At 68.7% G+C, this 4,213-nt stretch carries 3 protein-coding genes; 2 read left to right on the forward strand and 1 reads right to left on the reverse strand.

Features of this window, described 5'->3' with window-relative positions; translation table 11 throughout:
* On the reverse strand, positions 1-2,056 hold a 2,056-nt coding region (locus RMO85_RS14330; RefSeq protein ID WP_310529401.1), incomplete at its 3' end, for a peroxidase family protein.
* A 219-nt stretch (positions 2,057-2,275) separates the two neighbouring features.
* Here RMO85_RS14330 and RMO85_RS14335 point away from each other — a divergent pair.
* Together RMO85_RS14335 and RMO85_RS14340 are read left to right on the forward strand one after the other, a co-directional pair.
* Entirely contained in the window at positions 2,276-3,142 is an 867-nt protein-coding gene (locus RMO85_RS14335; protein WP_310529402.1) for a BTAD domain-containing putative transcriptional regulator, read from the forward strand.
* Between the two features lie 127 nt (positions 3,143-3,269).
* The coding region (locus RMO85_RS14340; protein ID WP_310529403.1) for a glycerate kinase at positions 3,270-4,213 on the forward strand (944 nt) is incomplete at its 3' end.

Below are 4,213 nucleotides of genomic sequence, written 5' to 3' on the forward strand. Positions count from 1 at the left end.
CGTTCAGCGTGCCTGCTGTTCCACCGTTGGTGTACGACGGTGGGTTCAGGAACCCCTTCAGCAACGAGATGTCATTGCTCGAGCCGTCCGCGTTCGTCCGAGAGATCGTCTCGGTGAGCATCGAGTGGCCGAAGCGGTAGACGGCGTGCGCGAACTCGGCCCGGATGGCGGGGTTGAGGTCGGGTTGGGTGAAGGCGAACGGCTCGAAGGGGTTGATCGCCGGCTGGACCTTGCGAGCGAACTCCTCGAAGACCAGGTGCTGGTACTCCATCTCGGTGACGAAACGCGCCACCTGGAAGATCCGCTCACCGTAGTCGAAGGTGGTCGCGCTGACTGCCTGGTAGGAGGCCTTCAACGCGGCGTTCTCGGGCAGGTCCAACGTCGCCTGGACGTCGTCGATGAGTCGGTCGTGCTCGGAGTGGAAGACCTGGTGGATCGTGGTCAGGCCGATGTTCTCGTTGACCCGGCCGTCACCGGCGATGAAGTGCGCGTTGAGCATCTCGTCGTCGTAGGTCCCAGCCGGCTGGCTGGCGAAGTCGGCCGAGGCTGTGGTGTCCGCATCGGGACTCAAGCAGCCCGTCGGCACTCGAGGCGTCACACCGATGTCCGTCGTGCAAGGACCCACCTTGCCCGGGTCCGCATTGTGGGCGATGTCGGTGAGGAACGGCGTGTCGAAGTAGGCCACGTCGCTCGGAACCGGAACCGGGTTGGCGCGATCGCCCTCGACGAGGACGTCATCACCACCACCGAGTTTGCCGTCCGGGCCCTTGGTGACGTACTGCGGCATTCCGCGCAGGTCGCCAGGAATGAAGTTGCCGTAAGGGTCGACGGCGAGCATCGGGACGTTCAGCACGTCCTTGTCGACCAATTGGAGCCCGAGCATGGTCGCGGCCTGCTCCTTGGTCGACGCCCAGGTCGCCATGCCCGTGTCCGTGGTGTCGGGCGCCAGTGAGAACTGGCCGAGCAGCTTGCCGGTGGAGACCGGCTGGTTGGCGCCGTTCAGCGAGTACTCCCGCAGGAAGGCCTGGTGCGAGGCGTGGGAGGTGTACGTCTGGCTCTGGTCGACCCAGGGCGAGTCGGTGTTCTTCACGTCCCGGATGTCGTCGGTGGTCCCAAGGACGCCGTCCGGACCCGGCTGGTTGGTGCCACGGGTCAGCACCATGAACCGGAGGTTCGGGTCCAGGTCGTCAGCGTTGCCGAAGACGTGGTCCTTGCCCGCGACGAGCGGGTCGTCGTCCTTCAGGGGGACGAAGACCGTGCCGCTGCCGCCCTTGACCGTCTGGTCGATGCCGTGGTCGAAGAACTGGCCAAACAGCGTGAAGAGGGAGTTGTACGGCGGGGAGAGGCCGACGTCCGTGGTGACGTTGGGGATGAACAGCGTCTGGTACGACGGGGTGCAGCCGACTGGGACGGCCGCGATCGGCGGGTTAGCCAGCGGGTCCGGGTCGGTCGTGCATGGCTGGATGCCGGGGTTGCCCTGCGTCCGGACCGGGAAGCCGGCCGCGGCGATGGCCGCGGGGTTGGTGGAGGTCTGGTCCACGACCAGGTTGCTGATGATGCGAGGCTCGGTGTCGAAGACGTTGCCCGAGGTCTGGCTGTACGACGTCGATCCGGGAGGGCCGAAGCCCGGGGGCACGGCTCCCGCGTCCTTGAACGTGGCGGTTGTCAGCCGCGGGAACAACTCGTCGGCGGCGCCGATCTTCTCCTTGCCGGGCACCAGGTTGTTGCACGAGCCGTCGACGGTACGCAGCCCGAGCGAGAGCAGCGGACTGGAGAGCTGGTTCGGCCCGGTGCCGACCAGCGCGCCACACGGGCCCGTCGCGGGCGTCGTGTTGGCGACGTGGGCCTCGGCGATCTTGATCTGCTTGAGGATGAAGGACAGATCGGACGCGGTGACCGTGAATCCCTGGCCGACCGTGCCGGCCGCGTTCGCGGGCGCCTGTGCCAGCGGCGAGATCATGGCGACGATCAGGATGAGGGTCGCGACCGCGTAGGCCTTGCGGCCAAGGCGCTGGCGCCTCGGGGTGCTCTTGAAAGTCTGCTTGATTGGACTCATGACATGCCCATCTCGGTAGTGGTGCCGTGGCTCGACGCACGTAAAGGTGGTCCAACGTGTGCCTTGCCACCTTGGGAAATCCTTGGAGACGGCGTTGTCCCGGCCCGGGCGGGGCGCAGATTCCGAGCGGGTCACTCCGAATGGGGGGTCGGGCCCCCGCAGGGGGGGCTACCGGGCTCCCCACGCGCCGAGACACGATCTCGGGGTGGAGGGGGCAAGATGATCGACATCAGCGTGTTCGGGCCAACCGTCATCTCCGGCGGGGGTGGCCGCATCGCCGCGGCGGATCTCGGGGGAGCCAAGTTGCGTCAGCTTCTGGAGATGCTGGCACTCGATCTGGGCCGGCCGCTGCCCAAGGACCGGATAGCCGAGCGGCTGTGGGACGGCCGGCCACCGGCCAGCTACATCGCCACCATCGAGAGCTACGTGTGCGTCCTTCGACGTCGGCTCGGCCTCGTCGGTGGCCGGCGCGGTCCGCTCGCCACCACCTCCCACGGCTACGTACTCGACCCGGAGCTGGTACGCGTCGACGCGGTGCAGGTGCAGGAGCTCCTGCGGGCCCACGACGCCGACGTCCCGCGCGCCCTGGACCTCGTGTCCGGGGAGCTGCTGGCCGATGAGCCCTATGCCGCCTGGGCCACGGAAGCACGTGACTCGTTCGCCGAGCTGCTGGCCGACCGGTGCACGCATGCCGCCCGCCAGGCCAACCTCCGTGGAGACTTCGAGGTCGCCGTACGGCTGGCCCGTGAGGCGACGCGTCGCAGCTACGTCTCCGAGCCGGCGGTGCGAGAGCTGATGAAGGGACTCATGGGGACCGGTTGCCGCGTCCAGGCTCTCGGTGTCTACGAGAGCCTGCGCAAGGACATGGCCGAAGACCTCGGACTCGGACCCGAAGTCGAGACCCAGTCCCTCTACTTCAGGATCCTTCGGGGGAGCTCGGAGGAACGGCGCCCGCAGATCGGGGGGGACGAGATCTCGGCGCTGCTCGAGTTTCTGCGGAGTGCCCTGACAGCGGACTTGACCATGATCATCGACCGCCCCTCGATGTACGAGGTGGGCCAGTTGCTGATGGCGCGGGCCGGCTGACGGCTCCGCACGCACGAAGCCCGCCGACGCTGGCTGGTGCGGCTGGGTCGTCGTGCGGGGCACCCTGAGGATTCCCGGTCGTCCGGGCCGCAGATGCCCCCACTCGCGGATGCGACAAGATGACCGCATGCGCGTGCTGATTGCTCCTGACAAGTTCGCCGGCACGCTGACCGCGGTCGAGGCGTGTGACGCGATCGCCCAGGGTTGGGCGCGACGCTCGCCCGACGACGCTCTCGACCTGGCGCCGATGGCCGACGGCGGCCCGGGATTCGTCGACGTCCTCCACGCAGCCCTCGGTGGCGAGCTGCTCGGGATCACCGTCAAGGCACCACACGGCGAACGCGTGCCGGCGACCATCTTGTTCGTCGAGGACGTCGCCTACATCGAGACCGCCCAGGCCGTCGGGATCCACCTGATGGACGGTGGTGCCGAGTTCGGCGACAGCGTCGGGGTGGGCGAGCTGATCCTTGCCGCGATCGAGTCCGGCGCCCGCAAGATCGTGGTGGGGCTCGGCGGCTCGGGCACCAATGACGGCGGCGCCGGCGTGCTGGCTGCGCTGGGCGCGACGTCCGACGGCATCCTCGACAGCGGCGCGATCGCGCTGGACACCGTGACCACCGTCGACCTGGGACCGGCCAAGGAGCGGCTGGCCGGCATCGAGCTGGTCGCTGCCACCGACGTCGACAACCCGCTCACCGGACTCTTCGGCGCCACCAAGACCTTCGGCCCGCAGAAGGGCATCGACGAGGACCGGATCGTCGAGATCGACGGCGTGCTCGAGAAGTTCGCAGCGGCCACGGATCGGCGGACCTCCCTGGAGAAGGGCGCCGGCGCCGCCGGGGGCATCGGCTTCGCGCTGCTCGCTCTGGGCGCCACCCGCCAACCCGGGATCGCGCTGGTCGCGCACCACGTCCGCCTCGCGGAGCGGGCCGCCCAGGCCGACCTCGTCGTCACCGGCGAAGGTGCCTTCGACTTCTCCAGTCGCTCGGGCAAGGTGCCCTACGGCGTCGCCGAGATCGCCGCCCAGGCGCTGCGTCCCTGCATCGCTCTCGCCGGTCAGGTGCTGGTGGG

Source organism: Nocardioides sp., from assembly GCF_031422975.1.
Classification (GTDB): Bacteria; Actinomycetota; Actinomycetes; order Propionibacteriales; family Nocardioidaceae; genus Nocardioides.